A 25642-nucleotide genomic window follows, 5' to 3' on the forward strand; every position below is an offset into this window, starting at 1 on the left:
TTATTATGAAACTGGTTTTTCTTTTACTTCTTTGGTCTGTCTCTCTCTCCACTTTTTTAACCTACCTGCAATTTCACTGTTGGAAATTGACAATATAGATACGGCGGTAATGGCAGCATTATATGCTCCATTTTCTCCTATAGACATGGTTGCAACTGGAACACCCTTTGGCATTTGAACTATAGAGAGTAGACTATCCAGCCCATTTAATTGTTTACTATGCACAGGAACGCCGATAACTGGTAAACAAGTTAATGACGCAACCATACCAGGTAAATGAGCTGCACCTCCTGCACCAGCTATAATAACCTTAAAACCTTCTTCTTGTGCAGATTTAGCAAAATTGAAGAGCCTTTCTGGTGTTCTATGTGCAGATATTATGAATATGTCATGTGAAACTTCTAATGCTTTTAGCATATCGACGGTATGGACCATAGTGGTGTAATCTGACTCACTTCCCATAATAACAGCAACATCTTTTTTTATTTTTGTCATATTCAACACAATTTTACTTACTAACTAAATAGTGTTCCAGCTAAAAAGCAACAAATATTTAAGTTATATTATAAATATAATATATAGAATTCTCGTTAAAATAGAAATTTTAAAAATTTAAATAAATATCTATGTTAAGATATAGAGATATAAACTTCTTATGTAAGATAAATTTATAAAATAATTATTTTTGTATTTCAAGCTTTTTAATTTTAGCTTGTTCTTTCTGTAAATGATTTTTTCAGAGAGGCTGATGGTAAAATAGTAATTTAAAATTACTAGAAATTTGATTGAAATATTAATATACAATCAACTTAAAGTTTTAAATTTGATATCATATAATTATTGACAAGTTATATGATATTAATATCTTGGTATATTAAATATTATGCTATAATATTTAATAAAGTTAATTGATATGTGAGTGTAAGAATTATGGAAATAATATCGTTAAATAACTTAGACAGTGCAGCAATAAAAACAAAGTTGCTCTATATAATAAATAAAATTATAGAAAAAAATGCTTGGACTCAGGCTTTTGCAGCTGAGAAACTTGGTATTGATCAGCCAAAGGTATCACAAATTAAAAATGGTAAAATAGATGGTTTTTCTTTAGAGCGATTGTTAGGATTTCTAAAAAAACTTGATCATGAAATAACAATCACGATGACGGAAAGCCAAGAAATAAAATCTGAGGCAGAAAAAGTAAAACATGAAGTTGAATCGCAATAGATACAAAGTTGACAACTTGTTTTTTGTGATATAGTATAAAACTTATTAAGGTAGTATCTTATGGCTGAGTCTATTGTAGAAAAGTGTACAGAACAGGTAAGTAACCGTTTCAAATTGGTTCTATTGGCAAGTCAAAGAACACATGATTTAAATACAGGAGCAAGTAATCCAGTTCAAACAGTTCAGTTTAAAGACCATAAAAACACCATAGTTTCCTTATATGAAATAGCAGAAAAACAGGTGGATACTCATGAGCTATTTAACCTTTTGGTAGGTAGATGCAAGGAGTACATGAAAGGAAATATGAATAATGTTTACAGCAGTAATACAAGTAAGCTAGCGAATTTATTAAATTTTTCTGGTGGTCAATTTAACACAGATCTTGATGCAAGTCAAGAAAGCCAAGATTATGAAGTGGATGGTGAAATAGATGATGAAATAAATGATCAAGATGGCGATGAAGAAGTATCCGTTTAGAAATCTACTGAAGTTACATAGTCTTTAAATGCTTTACATTGCTATCTATACACTGTTGTTCTGTATGAGTGTAATGTTGTGCCGCATAGTGTCTAAGTCAAGTGATGTGTACAATAAGGTTTTAGCGTTCAATAATTTCTCAACGCAAGTAGTTGTACTCATAACAGCAATATCAATCATTCTGAATAATTTTTTTTTAATTGATATAGCATTGTTGTATGCTAGCGTTAGCTTTATATCAACTATAGCACTAATGAGATTAATGTTGTTTTAATAATTTATGATAGGATCCGTTCTTATATTTTTAGGCATTTGTTCAGTAATCATTTCAAGTGTGGGAGTAATTAGATTTCCTGATTTCTATACTAGGTTACATGCAGCAGGTATTACAGATTCTAGCGGTGCAACGCTATTGTTAATTGGTTTTGCTTTGCAGAATGGATTTTCAATCAATACTGTTAAAACAATATTATTAATTCTTATAATATGGGTAGCTAGCTCAACTAATGGCTATATTTTAGCGCGCACTTATTATAAAGTTAAGAAAAAAACTGTTAAAGAAGGTTAAGGTGTTAGAAATATTAAATGTAGTGCTACTTTTGTTGTTACTAACAGTTACGGTTTTTATAGTCTTCTCGCGACATTTAGTCGTAAGTGCTGTTCTAATGTGTGTATTTAGTTCACTTATTGCGCTTATATACTTAATTATGAATGCACCTGATGTTGCAATTACTGAAGCTTCTGTTGGTGCGGGGCTCAGTACGATTTTTACGTTTGCAGCACTCTCCTTGATAAAGAATCATAAAGTAAATCTATCTCATAACCCTATAACGCTTTTTTTTATGTTATTTTTGGCTGTATGTTTGTCATATTTTATGATTCAATTGCCAGATTTTGGCAGCCACAATGCTCCAATCCACTTGCATGTTGCTCCTTATTATGTGGAAAATACCGAAAAAGCTACCGGTATTCCTAATATAGTGACAGCTGTTTTGGCAAGCTTTCGTGGTTATGACACGTTTGGAGAAACTATAGTAGTTTTTACTGCTGCGCTTTGTATAACGTTGATATTAAAAGAAGAAAAAGAAAATGATTAAAGATCCGATATTAAATGCAGTAACATTTTTGATGATACCTTTTATCATTTTATTTGGTTTATACATACAATTTCACGGTGATTACACTCCGGGTGGAGGTTTTCAAGCAGGAATAATTATTGCCTCCGGGATAATATTATATTCAATGCTATTTGGTGTATCTACAACTCTAAAAGCAATACCTTATTCTGTGATTAGATTGACTAACGTGTTAGGTATTTTAATTTATGGAGGAACGGGCGTTGCAACAACTTTGCTTGGCCAAAATTTTTTATCTTATGATATCTTGTCAGCCAATAATAGAACCGGTCAAAAATTGGGTATTTTTTTGGTGGAATTAGGTGTAGCATTTACTGTCTGCTCCTCTATGTTAATTATATATATGAATTTTGCTTGTAGGAAAAAACAATGACTTTATATAATTATACGATTATTATTGTATTAATGGTGCTAGGTTTATATATTATTATAAACGATAAAAATTTAATCAAGAAAATGATAGGGGTAAGCGTCTTCCAAGCATCTGTTTTGTTGTTTTACATATCTCTAGGATATATAAAAAGTTCTTTGCCTCCTATATTGGTTTCAAATTTTTATTCATATAGCAATCCTATACCTCATGTTTTAATGCTTACTGCTATAGTGGTTGGAATTGCAACATTTTCAGTTGGATTGTCCATAGCAGTAAAAATGGAAGAAAAGTATGGAACAATTGATCAAGACAAGTGTACATAAATTAACAGTATCTTAAACTATATGAAGTAACAAATAGCCACAAGTTAAAAGTAAAATTATAGACTTGCTCGTTGTAAGTTTATTTGTTAATAAGAAATAAAATTATAAACTATAAAGGTAATGATGTCAACTATTAATGATGCAGAAGATAAGAAAAAAATTATCAGAGATCTTGTAACTAAAAGTATAAAAAAAGGTGGTTTTGTCACCTTTGATGATATAAATGATAAATTATCAGATGAAAATTTTTCGTCTGATTTTATAGATGATGCTATATCTTTATTGCAGGATTCCGGAATTAATGTGCTTGAAAGTAGCGAAGATGAAGAAGATATTCCTTCCAACAGTGATGATAGTAAACTTGATGATGATGATACATCGCCAAATGTTACTGCAACTTTAGTACAAAATGATGATCCAGTGAGGATTTATTTACAAGACATGAGCTCTGTAAAGCTTTTGTCAAGGGCAGATGAAATCGAGATAGCAAAAAAAATTGAATCTGAAAAGCATAACATGTTACGTGCAATAATTGAAACATCAGTAACATTAAAGGTGATAAAAGTATGGCGTGATGATTTAAGTAGTGGAGCTCTCTTACTGAGAGAAATTATAGATCTGGATGCAATTTATAACTCTGACTTTAATGTGGTACCCAAAGAAGAGAGTGAAGAAAGTGCTGAAGATGTTGAAGATTCTGAGGATGTTTCTGAAGATGCTGAGTACTGTAGTGATGATGAGAAAGATAGTAAAAGAAGTGATGATGAGAAAGACGGTGATAATGAAGATATAAATTCAGCGAATTTAAATGTTTCTATTCTTGAAATGGAAAGTGACTTATTGCCAAAGGTCATAGTTGCATTGGATGAGATAATTACTTTAACAAATGAAGCATTGGTATTAAGAAAAAATTCTAAAGATTCCTCTGATGAACTAGAGAATTTATATAGTCAAATATGGTCTATAGCATTACAAATTAAGTTAAGTGATGCTGCTGTTGCCAGAATTACACAAGAACTTTATAAGATAAATAGATCCATCACGCTTGAAGAGGCTAATCTTATTGCTGAGGCTAGGAAATACGATATCGATAGAGAAAGTTTCTATAAAGTTTATGATGACATGCTTTTAAAGCACGAATTGAAAAAGATAAGTCTTTTAAAGATCAATGAAAATCAGCCCTCTTTTACAGGTGAATTAAAAAACAAATTTTTAAGGTTTATAGACGATAACTCTGAACATATAGCTAGTACTTTGAACGGTATTAAGCAGCATATACAGGAAGATAACGTGCAAGAATTTAAGGAGCTAATCAGGAGAATACAAAAACACGAACGAGAAGTCTCTGAAGCAAAGCAAGAGATGATTAAGGCTAACTTAAGGCTAGTAGTTTCCATTGCTAAGAAGTATTCAAAAAGAGGCCTTGATCTGCTTGATTTGATACAAGAAGGCAATATTGGTCTTATAAAGGCCGTGGATAAGTTTGATTACAAACGTGGATATAAATTTTCAACTTATGGCACTTGGTGGGTAAGACAATCAATCACTAGGGCAATACCTGAGCAGTCTAAAGTAGTTAGAATACCAGTTCATATGGTAGAAATTATCAGTAAAATCAACAGAGCATTAAGAAAAATGACTCATGAGATGGGAAGAGAGCCGACGTTAGAGGAATTAAGTGTAGAACTGACAATGCCACTGGAAAGAATACGCAAAGTTATGAAAATAGCAAGGGACCCAGTAAGTCTTGAAGCTCCAACAGGAAAGGATGATAGTAGTACCTTCGGTGATTGTATAGAAGATAAGCGAGTCTCCAGACCAGAGGATGCTGCAATACTTGCTGACTTGCGTGGTATTACAACCAATGTTCTTGCAACTTTAACACCAAAGGAAGAAAGAATTCTAAGAATGCGTTTTGGCCTTGGTAAAGATGGGAAGGAGCATACCTTAGAAGAAGTAGGAAAAACTTTTAATGTAACACGTGAGAGAATTAGGCAAATAGAGGCAAAAGCACTGCGCAAGTTGAAACATCCAAGCCGCGCTAGAAAACTTAGAGGGTTCTTTTAAGTATACGTGTCAAGTTAAGAAGAAGCTGATTTTGCCCGGAAAAAGTGGAGAAAAAGTCAGAGCGTTTTTAAAATAAAACGTTTTTTCAAAAAGGTATGATATGAAGGAAATGCACAATAAAGTTTAAAATGGGGGTTGTAAAAAAGTTGCACCGCTATTTTTTTTTATGAATCTAATGAAACAACATGCTAATCTACGGTAAATATTATGACAAACAAAAATGACAATTCTAATTCAAAGTATAGAAATTTTTATGTTCTGGGTGATAGTTTATCCGATAATGGCGCAATCATTGGAATTTTAAATAACTTATCCTTTGCAAAAAGCGTAAAGTTTGATGACCCTTTTTATCAAGGAGGATCTTTTAGCAATGGCCCTACTGCTGTTGAATATGTAGCAAAATATTTAGATTTAGACGAATTTAAACCTGGGTGGAGTTATTCATTTTTTGGTAGATGCCACGAACAGCAAGGTCAAAACTATGCAGTTTCATGTGCAACAGCGTCTGAAATTTTTGACCCTATTTTTTCTTATTTCTTCAATAAATTTCGTTTAGCTAACCAGCTAGATGCGGTAATTAAACATCATCCAGATATAGGTAAAGAAGATTTATTTTGCATCATAATCGGCGGAAATGATGTTATGGTTGCCACTGCTTATGACGATACTAAAGCGGAAGAAGTGTTGGAACAAGCAGTGAGTGAAATATGTAATGCACTTAAGGTTCTAAATGAACATGGTATTAAGCATGTAGTTGTTGCAAACGCACCTGAAGTTGGCTCAATACCAGCTTTTAATAGAGATGAAGAAGCAAGGGAACTAGCTACGAAGCTCACAGAGAGTTTCAATGCAAAATTGGCTAATGGCTTAGATTATATGAAGAAAAGTACAAATCTTAAAATAAAAGCATTTGATCTTAACTCTAAAATGAAAAGTATGCTTAGCGAATACAAGAGCAAAGGTTTAAATTGTCAAGATGCATGCACATCGAACATTGCAGACCAAATTGGGAGATTTAAAGAAAATATAAAAATACTCTTAAAGTTGATATTTAAAGGGGAACTTGACGTTCACTATAACCCTGAGTGTAGCGAAGAAACACTAAAGGATTATTTCTTTTTTGATTATTTCCATCCAACTGCAGAACTTCATCATGAAGTTGGTAATGAAGTGTATGAGTTGATTTGACACAGTTTTTTGAACATATCCTTTTAAATAGTAACCAGACTGCATTCTGTAATTTTTAGCAAAACACGATCTTTCATTTGAGCTTTCTTCAATTTAAAATAAATACAGAAAATTGCTGCCTATAGCTAACCAAGAAAGGTTTTCCTACGTCATACCGCCGCGGCGCTAACTAGTAGCGGAATGACGGTTTTTCAAATTGTCGGTAAATCTAAGTTAGTTTAGCTATAATTTCCTAAATTTGCTCACAATCTCTTGACTTGACCATATGTTTTTTTTAAACATCCCCAAATGTTACTATCTTCCTCCTTTTCCTTTCTCAATTTGTGCAACCATTTCCTTAACACTTACTTGTGTGGAAGGAGGATTTTTGCTGACATGAGATTTTGGATCAGATTTTGCTGTTATGTGTTTCGTTGCAGATCTTTTATTCTCTGTTAGAAATGAATGAGATTGTTTTTTCTTCACACCGATATCCGCTTGTGCTGCTGGGGTAGTTTTGCTTTCAGCAAGCCGTACATTAGCATTTCCTTTTGCTTGATTTTGCTCAAATTTTTCTTTTAATGCCTTTACTTTACTGCCCATCTCGCGATTAGCTCCTCCTTTCATAGTAGCTGCTGCTACTTTTGGTATCATCTTACCAGCAGCTTTTTGTGCTGATTTCCTATTGTCTTGATTTTCAGATTTTAGTGGTACTATAGGTTTACTTTCAGCTGATTTTTTAAGAATTACTTCTACTACTTTTGGCTCTGTGCTTACTTTTTGATCAGCACGGCTTAGATTTTTAGGCTTTGGCGGTACTGCAGGTTTATCTTTGACTACCACTTTCGATTCTTGTCTAACTTCTTGACCAGTAGTAAACATTTTTTTTGGCACTTGCGATGCTCTTGGTGGTTTTGGTAGTACGAGGGATTGAGGTTGTTGTTTCTGCTTACGTTTTCTTTTTGCCTCTATATGTTCTTTAGAAACTGTTGCATAAATTGGCTCTTCTTTGGGCGATTTTGAACTCTGCGAATTTTCTATTAAAATTTTACTCTTCTTCTCTTGATAATTTGATATGTCTTCATATTCATGCTCTTCATTTAATGAACTTCCATAGCCTGAATCTCCTGCTTGTAGCTCATATAAAGGATTTTCTTCTTGCTTTGACGCTGTTCTATCCTCTAAGTTCACTCCATACAATCTATGTTCCTCCTGATTTTTTTTACTTTGCTCTAAATCTGAAATTTTCTTTAAAACATTTAGGTATTCGAATGTTATTTTTTCAGCAAGACTGGGCAATTTATCATTAGCAAAATTTCTTATATCGTTATCCTGAATTGAAGCATCTTTTCCCAAGATTTTATTAAATATTTCCTTGAATATTCCAAAAAAACCTGATGGCTTTTTGTTCACCGGTTCTATAAAATTATTCAAGTCACTACATATAACAAACTTAGCTACATCTTCTGCCTTATCTGTAAAACTCTCTAATGTCTGGGATAAATCTCTCACTGTTTTATTATATTGTTCACCAATATTTTTCAGCTTTATAGCTTCTATCAAGGAGTCAAGATTTTTTTTATAGTTCTCACTTTTAAATGGATCATTCATACTAATTACAGCTCATTATTTATTAAAATATAGATCTAAAATATTAAGATCTAGTAAATATTACTTTTGTAATTCATGTAGAACTATAGCTATAATAAGTAAGATTTCCCTACGTCATACCGCCGCGGTATCTCCAGATCCCGCTAACAAGTAGCGGGATACTTGACCTTTACAGGGATGACGGTTGTCGTTTAGCCATAAATATTTAAGAAATTTACTAAACGAAAAAAAAGGCAAAAGAAGCCCCGACTAATATCTATTTTAAAACATTGGCGTTTTTTATGTTTTAAACGTTTAATAACTGCCACTCAGTTGCTTTTTATTGCAACTAACCTTTAGTCATAAATGTTTAAGAAATTTACTAAGCAGAAAAAAAGGCAAAAGAAACCCCGTGTTAGCTAGTTGTCACTCTCTAATCCTGCAAATTGGCGTACTATACTGTCTTAAACGCTATATAAGCGCGTTTCAGCTTATATAGCTAGAAATGTTGTGAAGACATAAGGTGCACATAGTGCAAAAAATTAAAAATAAGATGCCAACTACGTTGTTTTTTTGCTGTTTAATCTGCACAGATAAAGATAACTGAATACCTTCAGTTTCATGATAAGGGGGCTGGCGAAGTTTGTCAAGTAGGTTTTATGGCCTAGCGTCACGCGCTGGAATGATAATTTCGATTATTTCATACATTGACTTCGGTAAATCCAAATTATATTAGCTACATCTAACGAATTTTACACTTGCTAAGATTGCGCTATTTGAGTATCCTTAACTGAAAGAAGTTATTTTTTATCCAATATGAAAAAAGCCTTTATATTCACATCCTTAATAGCAGTTGTATTAATAGTCATTACTTTTTTGTATAAAAACAGCGGAACTAACAATTCACAAGTAGTGAATGTCTATTCATCGCGCAAAGAAGAATTAGTACGTACTTTATTTGATGAATTTACAAAAAATACAGGCATTAAAGTACGTTACATCATTGATGATTATTCTCAGCTACTTTCACGCATGGAAAATGGCGGTGAAGCTGACTTACTTTTAACTGCAGATGCAGTGAACCTGATTTTGGCAAAAAAAAGAGGGCTTTTATCTCAAGTGGATTCAGAGATTTTAAAAAGTGTTATACCTGCAAAATTTAGAGATAGTGAAGATTATTGGTTTGGCCTTACAAAAAGAACCAGAGTATTGGTTTATAATAAAGAGTCAGTAAATCCTAAAAACTTAAGTACTTATGAAGATTTAGCAAATGAAAAATGGAAAGGAAAAATATTAGTGCGTTCTTCTACAAGTCCATATAACCGGTCATTGATTGCTTTTATGATTGCAAATAATGGTTTTGAAAAGACGAAAGAATGGGTAAGTGGAATTGTGAGTAATATGGCAAGAAAACCAAGTGGTGGTGATACTGACCAAATTTATGCTGTAGCTGCTGGTGAAGGAGATGTTGCAATAGTAAATAGTTATTACTTTGCAAGAATTCTTTCATCAGAAAATAAAAAGAATGTTATAGACAAGCTAGGGGCTTTTTTTCCTAATCGCAATGATCACGGCGTAATGGTAAACATCAGTGGTGCAGCAGTAACAAAAAACGCAAAAAACAGGGAAAATGCTATAGTCTTATTGGAATTTTTAGTAAGCAAGCAGGCTCAAGAGCTATACGCTAAAAAAAACCAAGAATACCCTGTTATTGAAGGCGTTGAAACTTCCGATATACTAAAGTCTTGGGGAAATTATCCACAAAGTGATTTACCTCTAAGTGAACTTGAGAAGCATCTTTTTGAGGCTGTTATGATAGCGGATGAGTGTAAGTGGAAGTAATCCCCAGTGCCACTGAACACTGGGATGAAAGATTTATGCTAATGTACCTTACTCTTGACTCGCTAAACTTTTTCTTTCTTCTAACTTAATTTTGACTTTGCTATCTTTTTCTGTTCTTTCACCAAAACAATTGCTGCACAAGAGGTCTATTGAAAAACAATAATAAGAAAGTAGAATAGGTTCAAGTAGTTGAAAAGGAAACTATGCACAAGAGAAGGAATTTGTTAAACATCTCAGACCTTACAGTCGATGATGTAGAAAATATAACTAAGTTGGCTAACCAGTACCTTAAAAAAGAAGCTGCAAATAGTCATATCTTGGAAAATAAGACAGTAATAAATTTATTCTTTGAAGATTCAACGCGTACACTTGCGTCTTTTGAAATAGCAGCAAAAAGCCTTGGAGCAAATGTTGTAACTTTGCCAATAAGATCTTCTTCTATTAACAAGGGAGAAGATCTAAAAGACATGATCAAAACATTAAATGCAATGAATCCTGACTATATAATAATCAGGCAAAAAAATAGCGGTATTGTTAATATGCTGGCTAAGAATGTTAGCTGCTCGCTAATCAACGCAGGCGATGGAAGCAGTGGACACCCAACTCAAGCTCTTGCAGATTATCTTGTAATCAGCAGTCATAAAAAGCAAATAAAGGATCTCAAAGTTGTGATATGTGGAGATATTCTGCACAGCAGAGTTGCAAGGTCAAATATAAGGTTGCTAAAAATGTTTGGAGCAGAGATAAGCTTGGTCGCACCACCAACTTTGATTTGTAAGCATTTTCCTGAAGTAGATTCAGTCCATTATTCATTAATTGAAGGTATAAAGGATGCTGATGTAATCATGCTTTTAAGACTGCAGAAAGAGCGCATGAATAATAGTTGTTTTGTTCCTTCAGAGAAAGAATATTTTCATTTGTATGGACTTGATTCACAAAAGCTATCATACGCAAAACCAGATGCGATTGTTATGCACCCAGGGCCAATAAATAGAGGGATTGAGATTAGCAGCGATGTGGCAGATTGTGTTATTTTACAGCAAGTAGAATTTGGATTGGCAATACGTAAGGCAGTGCTGCACTATTATAGGCCTTGTTAATGTTAAAAGATGCTACACAACTGATGCGAAAGAAGGGTTTTTTCATGAAATGACGAGGCTTGTAAATGGTTTGAGAATGGCCATTAAGATGTTAAGGCCGAGGATATGGTGTGGAAGTTTTTACGAAAGCCTGAAGTCAATCAACAACCTTGCAGAACGGCAAATTAGACGGCTATCGTAAAAACAGCTTTTTCACCTGGTTGGAACGTGGGGAAAGGTTCGTGGAAGAATGTTGTCGATATTTTTGACATTACGTCTCAATGGCCAAAATCCCTTCCAAAAGTTACGACTGCTTAGTTCTTTATTCATTCTCACAATCCGTGAACGGTTACTTGTTTTTAGCGTTAAGCAGCAAAATTAATAATTTGAGAATTTTCCTGAAAAAACTTACCACAAACTGGTCACAATTTTCTGTGAAAGACAGATATAGAAAGACTAGAGTATCCACCTTAAGTTCATTGAATTTTCTTACCTTTGCTTCTTAACTTGACGCGTATAGTTTATTTAACGCTCCCTAAGTTTGCCATTGCCTGAACGGATACAATTATTTTAACTATAAAAGCGATAAAATCTTTTACTTTTTGCTCAGCATATCCATCATAACTGGCTTACTTTTAGTGATTCATGGAGTTAAAAAAGTCAGCATTGCTCTTTGTTAAAAGTAGTTTGTCACGTAAAAATTCCATTGCTTCAACAGATCCCATAGGATTGAGTATTCTACGCAACACCCATATTTTATTTAGTATAGCCTTATCAACTAATAGCTCTTCCTTCCTTGTTCCGGATTTTGTAATGTCAATAGCTGGAAATATACGTTTATCAGAAAGTTTTCTATCAAGTATAATCTCAGCGTTTCCTGTACCTTTAAACTCTTCAAAAATAACCTCATCCATTTTTGAACCAGTGTCTATAAGAGCTGTAGCGATGATTGTCAAAGAACCACCATTTTCAATATTACGAGCCGCTCCAAAAAAACGCTTGGGTCTCTGCAGTGCATTTGAATCCACACCACCAGTTAGAACTTTCCCAGACGAAGGAATAACAGCGTTATAAGCACGTGCAAGTCTAGTAATATTGTCAAGTAGGATTACCACATCTTTTTTATGCTCAACCATTCTTTTAGCTTTTTCTATTACTATTTCAGCAAGCTGTACGTGACGGTAAGCAGGCTCATCAAACGTAGAACTCACTACCTCACCTTTTACAGAACGTATCATATCTGTTACTTCTTCAGGTCTTTCATCTATAAGTAACACTATTAATTCTATTTCAGGGTGATTTATAGCTATAGAGTTAGCCATTTGCTGAAGCAATACAGTTTTTCCTGTGCGAGGTGGAGCAACTACTAACGCTCTTTGCCCTTTTCCAAGAGGAGCTACTATATCTATAGCACGCATGCTTAAGCCTTTTTTATCATCACCACTATTACACTCAAGTACTATGCTTTCCTCAGGATAAAGAGGAAGCAAATTATCAAAATGGACGTACTTTCTTAATTCACTGACTTCAGTAGAGTTTATACTTTGAACCTTAGTTAAAGTAAAATATCTTTCTTTATCACCAGGTGGCCTTATTTCTCCACATGCCATATCTCCTGTACGTAAATTAAACTTCTTTATTTGCCCGTTAGAAATATAAACATCATCGGTACTTGGGGCATAATTTGCACTTGCTGAACGTAAGAAACCAAAACCATCAGGCAATATTTCCACTATTCCACTCCCTGTGGTTATGCCTCCTTCTTCGCTCATTTTCTTCATTAAGCTGAATATCATTTCCTGCTTTAGCATTCTACCATTGCTTTTACCGTTAGTTGAAATTTTTCTTTCTTCAGCTAACTCTAACAATTCTTCTGCTGTTTTCTCTTTTAATTCGCTCAGATCTAATGTTTTTCTGTTTTTCTCAGTACCTTCATTGACCATCTGTTTTACTGTATCGTTATTGTGAATTTGCTCACTTTTTTCAGGTTGAGCTGTAACCTTTCCTTTTGCCAAAACATCTTCATTGATTGTTGTCATAATCCTCCAAAAATTTTAATTGATGCTTGCTAACCTAAAATGTGACTATAAGATAATAAATTAGGCTGAGCTAGTTTTAGTGCGTATTAAGCTTAATTATTATTAAACCCTGTACTTTACTTACATTATACTAATAAACACTAGCAAGTCAAGTTAATTTAATGTTAACAAAGCACAAAAATTTGAGGATTTTCAATAGCTATTCTTTATATTTTTTAACCTTTCTTGCTTCTCTTCTTCTACTTTTGCTTTTTCCACTTCTGCTTCTAAATTTTCTTGACTACATAAGCCAAGTAGTACAGGATCTTGGGGTTTTATATTTTGCATGTTATGATGAGATCCATCTCTTACCTGCTCAACTGTGTAATTTGTTGTACTAATTAATTTAGCTATAACGTTATTATCCAAGATAGGAAATTTTTTTACTAAATAATAAATCGCATCAGGTTTATCTCTACGCCTTGCCGTAGAGGCAAAGCCAAGAATGCTACCAATCGCTTTACTCCTTTTTTTTATATTTTTTATAATCAAATTTGGTACACGGTTTGAATTTTTTTTGCAATCATCGATTTCTTTTTCAGTAATTACCCCAGAAATAATAGGGTTATATTTTTCAACTTCTATTTCCTCATCAGCTATGTCTTGTACTTCTTCAAGGGCCAACCTACAGCATTGTGCTATTTGATTAAAAGTTAAACCAGTGTTGTCTACTAACCAAGCAGCTATTTGCATTAGAAACTGTTTATTTCTATCGTTATTGCCCTTAGAAGATTCCATTGACATCAAAAAAGCATCTCCCATTTAAAGTATCCCTTACTGTTATACAGAGCTAAAATATAAGCTATTAAAACTAAAAAAGCATTAATTTTGTCATTCAATGACTTTTTGTTTGTCACTTCCCACCTCTTAAGTTAATTAAATGCGCTTACGTTTAAGCATATTTCAAACGATTCAAAAAAATATTTTCCCTTCTTAAGGTATAGTATAACTCAGTCAAACATATGTTTCTATTTAAGAAAAGAGTTAAATTTTAAGTTAATATATTGTAATATTATATATATTAGCTAATAAAACAACAGGTTTACAAGAATTAAATTATCACTATTCTATAATTAACCATTAATTAACTGAGTTTAAAATGAATGTTAAAAATTTTTTCACTAAAGTAACCGTTGTCCTTTTAGCTTGCTTATTAGTCTTCATGGGAATTGGCAACCTTTTATCAGGTGATGATGAAAAGGAAGAGGTAGCTAGGGTTGGAAAAGAAGTTATAACGTCAGATGAGTATAAATCACTATATCAAAATTATGAAAAGCAAATTTCTGGATCTGATGCGAGTAGAGAACAAGTAAAAAAGCTGAAATATGATTTGCTTAACGCACTTATAGAGCAAAAACTATTGTTTAACCTAATTAGTGAGCTGGGGTTGACAGATGGAGAAGAGTCTATAAAAAACCATATTAAAAATACCAAATACTTTCAAAATGATAAAGGCGAATTTGACAAAAATAAATTCCATGAAACGCTAAATGACCTGCATATGACAGAGAAAGAGTATATAGCAAAGCTAGAGAAAGTTCTGCCTGCAATGATGTTCATGACTTCGTTATTTAAAGATAATTATCCGGTAACTTTTGGCGAGAGAGTTGATGAGCAGATATACAAAAGTCGCTACCAAACTAGAGTGGTTGATATTGTTAAAATAACTGAAGATGCAGTTACAAACATTCCTGAACCAGATGATCAAGCATTACTTGATTTATACGAAAGAAATAAATCCCATTTTTATTATCCTGAGTATCGAACTGCGCAATATATTTCCCTAGGCCAAAAGTATTTTGAAGATCGAATCAAGATTTCAGATGAAGAAGTTGATGGTATAATAGAACAACAGGAACTAAAAGATCAAAGAGATGTATTCAATGTAATATTTTCTACCAAAGAAGAAGCTGAGACAGCAAGAAGAGCATTTGAGGAGGGTAAAACAAGCTTTGAACAGATAGTAGGAGAGTTTGGCAAAGCAAAACTTGAGGAAACTAGAGTAAATAATATAACTAAGGATTTTTTACCAGAAGACGTGAGGGAAAAGGTATTTGCTCTCAAAGTAGGTGAAGTAAGTGAAGTTTTAGCAAGCAGTTTTGGTTGGCATATAATAAAAGTGGAAAGTGCGCATCAAATCTCTGATGAAGACTTAGTTGATTTAAAAAAAGACATAAAGTCAGTTCTAACTAACCAAAAGTCTTTTGAAAGAGTCAATGATTTCATAAACCAAGTGAACTATAAGATATACAATGGTTCAGAAATTGAAGAAATATTGAGTGAATATAATTTACCTATACAAACTATTGGTCCAGTAGATACGAGTGGAAAAGATCAAAGCGGTAATAACGTAGGAGATTCTAGTGATTTGATTTCTTTCATTTTTTCGCGAGAAAAGGATCAGAAAGGTTATTTCAAGGGCGTTGGGGACGCTGTTGTTAGTGTAAAAATCATTGATATCGTTCCACCCAAATTGCAAAGTTTTGAAGAAGGCAGGGCATTAGCGGTAGAGCTTTGGTGTAGTGAGTTTATAAAAGAAAGAATGTTTAAAATTGGGCAAGAGGTTGCAGTTCAACTAAGAGAAAAAACAGATTTGGAAGAAATTCAAGGTGTGGAATTAGTTAAAGGTCAGCAGATGCAACGCAATGAAGTGGATCAACAAAACTACCCCTTTTCTTTTGTAGAAGAGATTTTCAATATGAAAACAACTGGTTCAGTGACAGAACCTATTCAATACAATAATGAAATTATAATAGGTGTTCTAAAAGAAATGCATTCATCAAATGGTAAATTAAACACGCTTGACACCGGAAAACGTGTGATGATATCGCTAAAAGAGCAATTAATTACCTATCTGGAATCAAAGTATAAAGTCGAAGTTAATCACGCTATACTTGATGATATATAGCCAGATAAGAATTAAATCCTTATAAGAACCTGTTTTACCTCAAACGCATCCAGTGCTCCGAACTTGGACCCAGAAACTTACTAAGTGGCTGCATGATGGAAATTAGATTCCAGTGCCCGGTGCTGGAATGACACCCTACATTATTGGTAATTATATTATAAGGTGCAAAAGTTGTATAATTCATTTGACTTAAAACGGCTCATTGTATAAAATTGTGACTAATATATGAATAAAGGTTAACATGGTAGTTAAAATAAGGTTGGCAAGGTTTGGCGCAAAGAAACGCCCTTTTTATAGGATAGTTGTAGCTGATTCACGAGCACCAAGAGATGGGCGTTTTATTGAGAAAATAGGACAATATGATCCAATGTTACCAAAAGACAATAAAAATCGTGTTGTGGTGAAGGCTGATAGATTAAAACATTGGCTAAGCGTAGGCGCGCAAGCAACTGAAAGAGTACTATGGTTCATTAAAAAAGGCATAGTAACTTTAGAAACAGAACCAAAGAAAACAGAAAAGAAGAAAGTAGAGAACGAGAAAGCACAGGGACAAGAAGCATAAGTCTCTTTAAAATGCTAAATACTGAATTAACAAATAATGGTAAATTAGACGATGTCGTATCTTCTGATTTATCAGCTATGAAGGACTTTATCTTCAAAAATGTCAATGATGAAGGTGCTAAGCTTGCTACTGATATTATATCTCATCTTGTTAGTTCAGGTGGGAAAAAAATAAGGCCTAAACTAGTTTTTATTATATGTAAAATGCTAAACTATTCTGGGGAGGATAGGATCAACGTTGCTGCATCGGTAGAGTTTATACACAATGCTACTTTACTTCATGATGATGTGCTCGATGAAAGTGAGGCACGCCATGGAGTTAAAACAGCGAATAAGATTTGGGGAAATAAATCAAGCATTTTAGTTGGTGATCTATTGTTGACTCTAGCATTTAGATGGCTTATAGAGTGTGGAAATTTAAATATTCTCTCTATTTTATCTAAAGCATCGCATTTACTTGTGAAGGGTGAAATAAAGCAGATGACAAGACGTTTTGACCCCCACACGGTCAGGGAAAATTATTTTGATATCATTGGAGAAAAGACAGCATCTTTATTTTCTGCATGCTGTGAAGCTGCATCTACAGTATCTGGTGCAACAAATGACGAAACAGAGAGGCTAAAGAATTTTGGTTTTAATTTTGGTATGGCATTTCAAATAGTTGATGATATGCTCGATTATACTTCTAATCAAGGCACTTCTGGAAAACAAGTCGGAAAAGACTTTTTCGAAGGTAAAGTCACCTTACCTGCTATTATAGCATACGAAAAGGGCAGTCCAGCAGAGCAAAAATTCTGGGAAAAATGCTTTTCTTCAGCTAGACACAATTTTGACCAAGCATTACACTATATTAATCACCATAATGCCATTCAGCTTTCTATGGAAAAAGCTAGACACTACATTAATATGGCACAAAATGATATTAGTACTTTTTCTGATTCTTTTTATAAAATTACTTTAATTGACTTTTTAAATGCGAGCATAGAAAGACAAATGTAGCTGGTGCTTGATATTTTCGAATTAATTGTTATATATTCATTAGATTCTTAAGGATAGTGATATGTCAGACAGCAGTAAAGAAAAAAAGAGGAAATTTGCCGATATGGTAAATAGGCAGAAAGGTAACGACCAACAAAGTAATAATCATAAGCAAACTGATGATTTAAGTGAAGATCTCAATACATTAAAAGAACGTGCAGCTCAGCTTGAAGATCATTTACGCCGTGCTGTTGCAGATAATGAAAACGTCAAACGTATAATGCAAAAGCAAATTAGCGATGCAAGTGACTATGCAGTCACAAAATTTGCACGTGATATGATCGACTCGTGCGACAATTTAAAAAAAGTAATGGAAATTTTGAAAGACGGTGATCCTGTTCATGAGGGGATTAAAGTAGCTTATCAAAAAATTATAAATGATCTAAAAAAACATGGAATAGAGGAAGTAGATCCACTTGGTGAGCTTTTTGATAGTAATTTACACCAAGCTGTTGTGGAAAGAGAAGACAATGAAAAAGAGCCTGGCACTATTATAGAAGTACTACAGACTGGTTATACTATCAAAAATAGGTTGCTCCGTCCTGCAATGGTTATTCTTTCTAAGAAATCTGCTGATTGTGGAAGCGATTAGCATGAGGTAAATGTATAATGACAAGTATTGTCTTTTCAGGTATCCAGCCAAGTGGCGTACTACATTTAGGTAATTATCTTGGTGCAATCAAACAGTGGATAGACTTACAGGATAAATACAAATCTCTTTTTTGTATTGTCGACCTACATGCAATCACAGCAAATAAGCTTCCCGCAAGTGAATTAAAAAGTAATATTTTCAAAACAGCAGCAGCTTATATTGCATGTGGAATAGATCCAGAAAAGTCCATTATTTTTAATCAGTCCACGGTTAGTGGTCATGCAGAACTGGGCTGGCTGCTTGGGTGCTATACACCAATTGGTTGGCTTAATCGCATGACTCAATTTAAAGATAAAGCTGGCGGCGATAAACAAAAAGCCTCTCTTGGATTATATAGTTATCCAGTACTTATGGCTGCAGATATATTGTTGTATCAAACTAAATACGTTTCTGTTGGTGATGATCAAAAACAGCATTTGGAGCTTGCACGTGATATTGCATCAGCTTTTAACAATCATTATAAACTGGATTATTTCATCGTACCTGAAATCTTAACTTTGGATTGCACATCAAGGATAATGAGCTTAAGAGATGGCACAAGCAAGATGAGTAAATCTGACCCTTCAGAATATTCGTGCATTAACCTTGATGATACGGATGATTCAATTGTCAAAAAAATAGAAAAAGCAAAAACAGATTCAATTCTAGGCTTTGATTTTGCTACTTTAGGGTGTCGACCAGAGATAAGCAATTTGATAAACATTTATTCAGTGCTTAGTAATTTAAATGTGGAAAAAGTGTGTGAAGAAGTGAACAAACATGACATGAAACACTTCAAAAAAGAGTTAGCTGATTTAATTATCAGTGTTATGTCACCCATACGTGAGGGAATGAATGATCTTTTAAAAGACCAATTCCATTTACATGAAATATTAAAAAAAGGTACAAAGAAAGCAGCAGAAATTGCAACCCATAATATAAAAGAAATCAAGGATATTATTGGATTTGCTCAATAGACCTCTTGCATAACCTAAGGAATCAATTCAAAATTATAAAAACAGGCAATAAGGAAATGTTCAAAAAAGTGTGTCAAACCGCATTTTTAACTCAACTCAATTTTCAATCTACCAGGAAAGAAAATATCAAGTTGAGATATAGTTAAAGCCCAATTAGGATAGCCCAATTTTGCTCTGCCTTTTTTATAGCACAATATACCTGTTTGTACAAGTTAGTAAATGAGCCCTTAGTCTTAGTGAATTTTCTAATCTGTCTATGCAGTCCCTCAATAGGGTTGGTAATATAAATTAGCCTCACGCGAACTTTAATTTTTATATTCTTTCATTAGCATAATATAATTTTGTGCTGATTGTGTAATATGTTTTATTTCTTCATTTGACATTTTTTTGAAGAATTTTGCTGGCCTACCAGCCCATATTTCCCCACTTTTTATTACTTTTCCATGTGTCACTAGTGAGCCAGCAGCTACCATAGCTTCAGACTCCACAACTGCATGGTCCATCACGGTAGAGCCCATACCAATAAACACTTTATCATGCACCGTGCATGCATGCAACATACAAAAATGTCCCACTGTTACCATGCTGCCAATAATTGTGTCACCACCTGGGTTTCTATCCACATGAATTACCGTTCCATCTTGAATATTTGTTCCATTACCTATTGTTATTGATCCAATGTCCCCTCTGACCACACAATTAAACCAGATGCTTGCATCTCTTCCTATTTCAACCTTGCCTATGATATGCGAACCACCTGCGATGAAAGCACTTTCGTCTATTTTTGGTTCATAATCTTTGTATTTTAAAATGTGATACATATTAAGCCCAAAGTCTTATGCATATGTTAATCAAAATAAGGTAGGCAGTAAATACATACTTAGATTTCAAGCTACTTGGGTGACAGATGTTCTTGACTTACGTGCTTTGTACTGCTAAGGTTTTTATTTTCAGCCCTATCTATAATGTCAGTAGCGGTATTAAGTATATTTCAAATAATATTGGTTGTTGTGTTAGTAATTTTAGTGCTCTTGCAGCCGCCTGGGAGTAGTTCGTTAAGTGGTTTTAGTAATACACAACAGGGAGTCAATTCGATGATTCCGGTGAAATCTTCTGAAAACCCGCTCAGCAGAATAACGGCTATTGTTGCTGGATTGTTTATTATAAACACATTGCTATTGTCAGGATTATATTCAAAAGACGTACATAAAAAATCGATTGCAGAGAAAATTATATTAGAAAAAAAGCAAGAAAGTGAACCTACTTCTGTTCCATTTGAAAATTAATGAAGGAAGCTAAATTTATCTTTGTCACAGGTGGAGTTGTGTCATCGCTTGGTAAAGGCTTAGTTGCTTCAAGCGTTGGTGCGCTTCTTCAAGCTTACGGTTTTAAGATCCGTATCAGAAAACTTGACCCGTATCTCAACATTGATCCTGGGACAATGAACCCAACTCAGCATGGAGAGGTGTTTGTTACCGAGGATGGTGCTGAAACTGATTTGGATCTTGGGCATTATGAGCGTTTTACTGGAATTAAAGCAACAAAAGATGACAATATAACAACTGGTAAGATATATCATGAGTTGTTGAAGAAAGAGAGGCGTGGTGATTATCTGGGCAAAACTGTGCAAGTTATTCCTCATGTGACAGACTTAATCAAATCGTTCATTTTTAATGGTACGGAAGGGTTAGATTTTGTAATATGTGAAATAGGTGGAACTGTAGGTGACATTGAAAGCCAACCATTTTTGGAGGCTATACGCCAAGTTAACTACACATTAGGAAAACAAAGAGTTATCCTTATTCACTTAACTTTAATACCATATCTTACCGCAGCGCAAGAATTAAAGACAAAACCAACGCAGCATTCAGTTCGAGAGTTAAATTCCGCGGGGTTACAACCAGATATTATATTATGCCGCAGTGAGAAAGAAATTTTCGATAATCAGAGAGAGAAAATAGCTAAGCTTTGCAATGTTTCTTTGTCCAATGTGATACCTGCTCCTGATGTGAGTCATATATATGAGTTACCGGTGTTGTATAGCCAATGTGGGCTTGATACGCAAATTTTGGAGCACTTTCATTTAAGTGAGCCAAAACCAAGCTTGATTGAATGGGATCAAATAGTGCATTCCATAAGGCACCCAACACAGGAAGTTACTGTGTCTATAGTGGGAAAATACACCGAATTCCCTGATGCGTATAAATCACTAGTTGAAGCATTAAATCATGGTGCGATTAGTAATAAAGTCAAAGTAAAGATAAATTGGGTTAACTCAAGAGAGAAGGAAGAAAAACCTATAAATGAAAAGCTTATAGGGGAGAAGTTACAGAATTCTCATGCAATTCTTGTCCCAGGGGGGTTTGGTGATGACGGAGTAGAGGGTAAAATATTAGCAATAAATTATGCCCGTACAAATAATATCCCATTTTTCGGAATTTGCCTTGGTATGCAGCTTGCAATTATTGAGTTTGCTCGTAATGTTGTTAAGCTTGAAGATGCACACTCTGAAGAATTTCATAACTGTAAACATCCAATCGTTAAGTTAGCTGGCGGTCAAGATGACGATCTTGGTGGAACCATGAGACTTGGAGCATACAAATGTAATATAAATGCAAGCTCTAAAATGATGGATGCATATAGTAACACTACTATTTCAGAGAGACACAGGCATAGATACATAATCAATTCAGATTATAAAGATGATTTGGAAAAAAATGGGCTGCTATGCAGTGGCATATCAGAAGATGGAACATGTATAGAGGCAGTGGAGTTAGAGAGTCATCCGTGGTTTATTGGCGTGCAGTTTCATCCAGAGTTTCAATCAAAGCCGTTTTCTCCTCATCCTCTTTTTATATCGTTTATTAAGGCAGCAGTTAATAAAATTTAAAAAAAGAAGATTAGCAAAGGAAAGTGTTCAAGTATCAATATATGGAGCTTGCCATAGAGCAAGCCAAACTTGCTCAGAAAGATGATGAGGTTCCCATAGGTGCTGTAATAGTTAGTGGAAGCAATGTTGTTTCTTCTGCACACAATATATCCAATGATCCAACTGCACATGCAGAGATGTTAGCGATCAAGCAGGCATGTGAGTTGCTCTCAACTTCAACGCTTTATGATTCTGACATATACGTAACATTAGAACCATGTCCGATGTGTGCTCAAGCTATTTCCTTTGCCAGGATTAAACGATTGTACTTTGGAGCTTATAATCCAAAAGGTGGAGGAATTGAAAATGGTGCTAAGATATTTCAATTTTGCAGCCATATACCTGAAGTTTATGGTGGGATATTAGAAACAGAATGCTCTTTTTTGTTAAAGGATTTTTTTGAGAAACTGAGAACCTAACTTAGGTTACGGTATAAATTTAAGAGAAAACTAAGACCAATCACATTTTTTATCTTGCGGTTTTATTTGCAATATTGCTACCACACTGATCAACAAGCAGAAGACTATATAAAGCCCAGCAGCAAGGTTTGTTTGAGGAAATGTTACAGTCAACAAAATACAAACCATAGGAGTAAATCCTCCATGTAACGCATAAGAGATGTTGCGTGATAAGCTCACACCACTAAATCTAACATTGGTGGGAAAGAGTTCAGATGCAACTATTCCTATGGGAACTATACCTCTTTCTATTATAGAAAGAGCCATTACACTAAGCATAATTATAAGGTAATTTTTGTAGTAATATGCAATAGATAACGCAGGACAGCATAGTGCCATTGTAATTGCTATAAATAAGATTGCAGTGCGCTCTTTTCCAACTTTATCAGCCAACATTCCAAACGCTATTGAAGATATCGGCATTAATACACTGGTTATAATGAGCACAATTTCGTTGATATATGTCATTACATACACATCCACTGATGCTATTTCCTTTGCGAGTGTTCGAAGAAATATGGTAAATCCGACAGCAACATTAACAGGTACAGATATTAAAATAGCAAGTATAAGAGCTCTCTTATGGCGCTTTATAAGCTCTATTATTGGCAAATCAGGTAAATTTCTTTGTTTTCGATTTTTTTCATATGCTGGAGTTTCTCCCAATGTGTATATGCTATACGCGCTAATTAATCCTAAAATAGCTGAGAAAATAAATGGCAATCTCCAACCCCAGGTACAAAAATCAGTAGTTTTTTTGCAGATAATTACTATCACTGCAGAAAGCAAGACACCAATGGAGCGACCACAGCCCATTATTCCAAAATACATCCCTAAGTTCTCTTTCCTACTGGATAAATGTTCTATAAGATAAACAGAACTTCCTTGTTCACCACCAAGTGCAATTCCTTGTGTTATATGGATTGCAAGAAGCAATATAGTAGAAATGATACCTACTTGATTGTGACTTGGAATAAATGCAATAAGACTTGATGGTATCGATATTAGCAAGATAGTAATTATTAATGCTATCCTTCTTCCATACCTGTCACCAATGTGACCAAATATGAATGCACCAAGTGGCCTTACAATTGCGCCTAGCCCTACAATTCCAAATAATTGCAGTATGTTACTGTAGACATCTTTTGCAAAACAAAACTCTCTGCTGATTATGTTAATCAAATCAATAAAGAGCATGTAGTCATACCATATTGCGATTCTGCAGAGTATGGTTGATATCAACACCCTTGTTTGCACTAAATTCAATTCGTAAATGTTTGCTTATTCTATTCTGGCTGCTTTTTGGGATTTTACAACCTAAACATATATAGCTAAAGTGACTTACGACAATTTGAAAAACAAAAATTCGTCATTCCGCTACTAGTTAGCGCCGCGGTGGTATGACGTGGGGAAACCTTTCTTGGGTTAGCTATAGAGTTGACTTTTTTATTATGGTGTGTGATAATTAAAATGCTATTAAAATCAGAGGTAAAGTTATGACAATGGAATATGAGCAGTGGAAAAGAATACTAAGTACAGTTAATGAAGAAGGGAATTTAAGTAAGGACAATGTAATTGAAAGAATAGAAAAAGCATTAGGAAGTAGGTTAATTGAACTAGCAAGTCAGTTAAGTGGAACCCATGATCAGGAACATGATGAACTCAAGGAAAAGCTTTGCCTATGGAGGGAAAGTGGATTTTTATTGGATTATCGATTCGGTAGTGATATAGGTACATTACTGCACATAGCTGCTAGAGATAACTATGTAAATATAATAAAGCCCCTGAAGGACAAGGGTGCAGATATTAATATACAGAATGAGCGTGGAAATACTCCCTTACATGAAGCTGTTGAAAGTGGCTGTAAAGAAGCGGTACAGTCTCTAATAGAAAATGGAGCATATGTAAAGGCAAAAACTGAAAGGAGTGAAGACACTCCTTTGCACTTTGCTCGTAATGCAGAAATAACAGAACTTTTAATAAAAAATGGAGCGAGTATTAATGAAAAAAACAAACATGGATGTGTCCCTTTACATAATGCGGTTGAGTGCAAAATAGATATAGTAGGATGGTCAATAAAAAAAATGTTCAACGTTATTGCTCGAGATAAAGATAAAAACACGCCTTTACATAACGATGGCCATACAGATGCAGTAAGGGTTCTGTTACAAGCAAAAGGGATTGATATTAATTCAGCAAATGAAGATAGACAGACCCCTTTACATTTCGCTGCGTCATTAGGCCATACAGATATAGTGAAGGTTCTATTGCAAACGAAAGGGATTGATGTCAATGCAGAAGATAAAAATGGATGGACCCCTTTATGTATGCGATTAGCTGCCCAGTATACAATTCAACATGGAACTCAATATATAACAGATATTGCAAAAGCAGTAGGTATAAACGTTAGTATTACAGCTCCAGTGCTACTTTTAGATGAAAATAACAATAAAAAAATAGTAGATGCTCTTATGGAAAAGGGAGCAAACCATCTATTAAAAAGCAAAAATGGTGAAACTCCCATGGATTTTGGCAAAAATGGATATATAAAACAATTTTTAAGGGAAAAAGCACTTAAAAAAAGCGTTTTTTATGGTGGTTCAACTGCATTATTAGGCGCTGCAATAGCAGTGACACTTTTTGCAACCGGAACGGTTGCAGTTGCAATAGCAGCACTAACGGTTGGTGGTATTACGTATATGATGTCAAAGCCTAGTACTAAAATGGAAGAAGCAAAAGAAGAAAAAACTGCTGGAGATGAGCGGGAAGTACCATCCTAGT

General features: G+C 34.2%; 25 protein-coding genes and 3 pseudogenes. 21 read left to right on the forward strand and 7 right to left on the reverse strand.

The window, feature by feature from the left end:
• Nucleotides 1–3: 3 nt before the first annotated feature.
• Nucleotides 4–495, reverse strand: a complete 492-nt coding sequence (gene purE / locus OM966_RS04185) for a 5-(carboxyamino)imidazole ribonucleotide mutase (protein WP_253307285.1) — start codon at nucleotides 493–495, stop codon at nucleotides 4–6.
• Nucleotides 496–930: 435 nt separating this feature from the next.
• Between purE and OM966_RS04190 the strand changes: the two genes are divergently transcribed.
• The 9 genes from OM966_RS04190 to OM966_RS04230 all read left to right on the forward strand — a co-directional run bounded on the left by OM966_RS04190 (nucleotide 931) and on the right by OM966_RS04230 (nucleotide 6791).
• On the forward strand, nucleotides 931–1227 hold the full coding sequence (locus OM966_RS04190; RefSeq protein WP_253310011.1) for a helix-turn-helix domain-containing protein: 297 nt from the start codon (nucleotides 931–933) through the stop codon (nucleotides 1225–1227).
• A 60-nt stretch (nucleotides 1228–1287) separates the two neighbouring features.
• A complete protein-coding gene (gene rpoZ / locus OM966_RS04195; protein ID WP_264328927.1) occupies nucleotides 1288–1704 on the forward strand; it encodes a DNA-directed RNA polymerase subunit omega in 417 nt (138 codons plus the stop codon).
• Nucleotides 1705–1732: 28 nt separating this feature from the next.
• Nucleotides 1733–1978 (forward strand): monovalent cation/H+ antiporter complex subunit F, encoded by a 246-nt coding sequence (locus OM966_RS04200; protein ID WP_319604610.1) that lies wholly within the window; start codon nucleotides 1733–1735, stop codon nucleotides 1976–1978.
• A 6-nt stretch (nucleotides 1979–1984) separates the two neighbouring features.
• Nucleotides 1985–2272, forward strand: coding sequence for a monovalent cation/H(+) antiporter subunit G (mnhG, locus tag OM966_RS04205; RefSeq protein ID WP_264328928.1), 288 nt, complete (start codon nucleotides 1985–1987; stop codon nucleotides 2270–2272).
• Nucleotide 2273: 1 nt separating this feature from the next.
• Nucleotides 2274–2801, forward strand: a complete 528-nt coding sequence (locus tag OM966_RS04210) for a DUF4040 domain-containing protein (RefSeq protein ID WP_264328929.1) — start codon at nucleotides 2274–2276, stop codon at nucleotides 2799–2801.
• Nucleotides 2794–3213, forward strand: coding sequence for a Na(+)/H(+) antiporter subunit B (locus OM966_RS04215; protein ID WP_264328930.1), 420 nt, complete (start codon nucleotides 2794–2796; stop codon nucleotides 3211–3213). The genes OM966_RS04210 and OM966_RS04215 overlap by 8 nt, the downstream gene beginning before the upstream one ends.
• Nucleotides 3210–3536 carry a cation:proton antiporter subunit C gene (locus OM966_RS04220; protein ID WP_253307288.1) on the forward strand — a complete coding sequence of 109 codons (327 nt, stop codon included), beginning with the start codon at nucleotides 3210–3212 and terminating at the stop codon, nucleotides 3534–3536. Before OM966_RS04215 ends, OM966_RS04220 begins: the two co-directional genes overlap by 4 nt.
• Nucleotides 3537–3659: 123 nt before the next feature.
• Nucleotides 3660–5603, forward strand: coding sequence for an RNA polymerase sigma factor RpoD (gene rpoD, locus OM966_RS04225; protein WP_264328931.1), 1944 nt, complete (start codon nucleotides 3660–3662; stop codon nucleotides 5601–5603).
• 207 nt (nucleotides 5604–5810) lie between these two features.
• On the forward strand, nucleotides 5811–6791 hold the full coding sequence (locus OM966_RS04230) for an SGNH/GDSL hydrolase family protein (protein WP_264328932.1): 981 nt from the start codon (nucleotides 5811–5813) through the stop codon (nucleotides 6789–6791).
• Between the two features lie 294 nt (nucleotides 6792–7085).
• Here OM966_RS04230 and OM966_RS04235 read toward each other — a convergent pair whose 3' ends face one another.
• Nucleotides 7086–8381: a hypothetical protein gene (locus OM966_RS04235; RefSeq protein WP_264328933.1), complete on the reverse strand. Its 1296-nt coding sequence runs from the start codon at nucleotides 8379–8381 to the stop codon at nucleotides 7086–7088.
• A 795-nt stretch (nucleotides 8382–9176) separates the two neighbouring features.
• Here OM966_RS04235 and OM966_RS04240 point away from each other — a divergent pair.
• The 3 genes and pseudogenes from OM966_RS04240 to OM966_RS04250 all read left to right on the forward strand — a co-directional run.
• On the forward strand, nucleotides 9177–10202 hold the full coding sequence (locus tag OM966_RS04240; RefSeq protein ID WP_264328934.1) for an extracellular solute-binding protein: 1026 nt from the start codon (nucleotides 9177–9179) through the stop codon (nucleotides 10200–10202).
• Nucleotides 10203–10405: 203 nt separating this feature from the next.
• Entirely contained in the window at nucleotides 10406–11302 is an 897-nt protein-coding gene (locus tag OM966_RS04245; protein ID WP_264328935.1) for an aspartate carbamoyltransferase catalytic subunit, read from the forward strand.
• A 332-nt stretch (nucleotides 11303–11634) separates the two neighbouring features.
• Nucleotides 11635–11787, forward strand: a pseudogene (locus OM966_RS04250) (IS4 family transposase); the annotation flags it as partial.
• A 129-nt stretch (nucleotides 11788–11916) separates the two neighbouring features.
• Here the strand turns inward: OM966_RS04250 and rho are convergent.
• Both rho and OM966_RS04260 read right to left on the reverse strand, forming a co-directional pair.
• A complete protein-coding gene (gene rho / locus OM966_RS04255; protein WP_264328936.1) occupies nucleotides 11917–13320 on the reverse strand; it encodes a transcription termination factor Rho in 1404 nt (467 codons plus the stop codon).
• A 192-nt stretch (nucleotides 13321–13512) separates the two neighbouring features.
• A complete protein-coding gene (locus OM966_RS04260) occupies nucleotides 13513–14121 on the reverse strand; it encodes a cell cycle transcriptional regulator TrcR (protein ID WP_064124724.1) in 609 nt (202 codons plus the stop codon).
• Nucleotides 14122–14455: 334 nt separating this feature from the next.
• Between OM966_RS04260 and OM966_RS04265 the strand changes: the two are divergent.
• The 5 genes and pseudogenes from OM966_RS04265 to trpS all read left to right on the forward strand — a co-directional run.
• Nucleotides 14456–16267: pseudogene (locus OM966_RS04265) on the forward strand (peptidylprolyl isomerase); the annotation flags it as partial.
• Nucleotides 16268–16508: 241 nt separating this feature from the next.
• On the forward strand, nucleotides 16509–16829 hold the full coding sequence (gene rpsP, locus OM966_RS04270) for a 30S ribosomal protein S16 (RefSeq protein WP_253307256.1): 321 nt from the start codon (nucleotides 16509–16511) through the stop codon (nucleotides 16827–16829).
• An 11-nt stretch (nucleotides 16830–16840) separates the two neighbouring features.
• Nucleotides 16841–17827, forward strand: a complete 987-nt coding sequence (locus OM966_RS04275) for a polyprenyl synthetase family protein (RefSeq protein WP_264328938.1) — start codon at nucleotides 16841–16843, stop codon at nucleotides 17825–17827.
• Between the two features lie 61 nt (nucleotides 17828–17888).
• Nucleotides 17889–18458, forward strand: coding sequence for a nucleotide exchange factor GrpE (locus OM966_RS04280; protein WP_264328939.1), 570 nt, complete (start codon nucleotides 17889–17891; stop codon nucleotides 18456–18458).
• A gap of 17 nt (nucleotides 18459–18475) precedes the next feature.
• Complete coding sequence (gene trpS / locus OM966_RS04285) at nucleotides 18476–19474, forward strand: tryptophan--tRNA ligase (protein ID WP_264328940.1); 999 nt, start codon at nucleotides 18476–18478, stop codon at nucleotides 19472–19474.
• An 86-nt stretch (nucleotides 19475–19560) separates the two neighbouring features.
• Here the strand turns inward: trpS and OM966_RS04290 are convergent.
• Both OM966_RS04290 and OM966_RS04295 read right to left on the reverse strand, forming a co-directional pair.
• Nucleotides 19561–19769 (reverse strand): annotated as a pseudogene (locus tag OM966_RS04290) (IS256 family transposase); the annotation flags it as partial.
• Nucleotides 19770–19779: 10 nt separating this feature from the next.
• On the reverse strand, nucleotides 19780–20295 hold the full coding sequence (locus OM966_RS04295; RefSeq protein WP_264328941.1) for a gamma carbonic anhydrase family protein: 516 nt from the start codon (nucleotides 20293–20295) through the stop codon (nucleotides 19780–19782).
• A gap of 144 nt (nucleotides 20296–20439) precedes the next feature.
• Here OM966_RS04295 and secG point away from each other — a divergent pair, with 144 nt between their 5' ends.
• From secG to OM966_RS04310, 3 genes are read left to right on the forward strand one after another with little or no spacing between them, the layout of a single operon-like run.
• A complete protein-coding gene (secG, locus tag OM966_RS04300) occupies nucleotides 20440–20760 on the forward strand; it encodes a preprotein translocase subunit SecG (protein ID WP_010962615.1) in 321 nt (106 codons plus the stop codon).
• Nucleotides 20760–22364: a CTP synthase gene (locus tag OM966_RS04305; RefSeq protein WP_264328942.1), complete on the forward strand. Its 1605-nt coding sequence runs from the start codon at nucleotides 20760–20762 to the stop codon at nucleotides 22362–22364. The genes secG and OM966_RS04305 overlap by 1 nt, the downstream gene beginning before the upstream one ends.
• A gap of 41 nt (nucleotides 22365–22405) precedes the next feature.
• Entirely contained in the window at nucleotides 22406–22822 is a 417-nt protein-coding gene (locus OM966_RS04310; protein WP_264329048.1) for a nucleoside deaminase, read from the forward strand.
• Nucleotides 22823–22852: 30 nt separating this feature from the next.
• Here OM966_RS04310 and OM966_RS04315 read toward each other — a convergent pair whose 3' ends face one another.
• Nucleotides 22853–24118 (reverse strand): MFS transporter, encoded by a 1266-nt coding sequence (locus OM966_RS04315; RefSeq protein WP_264328943.1) that lies wholly within the window; start codon nucleotides 24116–24118, stop codon nucleotides 22853–22855.
• 239 nt (nucleotides 24119–24357) lie between these two features.
• Here OM966_RS04315 and OM966_RS04320 point away from each other — a divergent pair, with 239 nt between their 5' ends.
• On the forward strand, nucleotides 24358–25641 hold the full coding sequence (locus OM966_RS04320) for an ankyrin repeat domain-containing protein (RefSeq protein WP_264328944.1): 1284 nt from the start codon (nucleotides 24358–24360) through the stop codon (nucleotides 25639–25641).
• Nucleotide 25642: the final 1 nt, after the last annotated feature.

The sequence above is a fragment of the Wolbachia endosymbiont (group A) of Andrena hattorfiana genome (assembly GCF_947179565.1).
Lineage (GTDB): Bacteria > Pseudomonadota > Alphaproteobacteria > Rickettsiales > Anaplasmataceae > Wolbachia.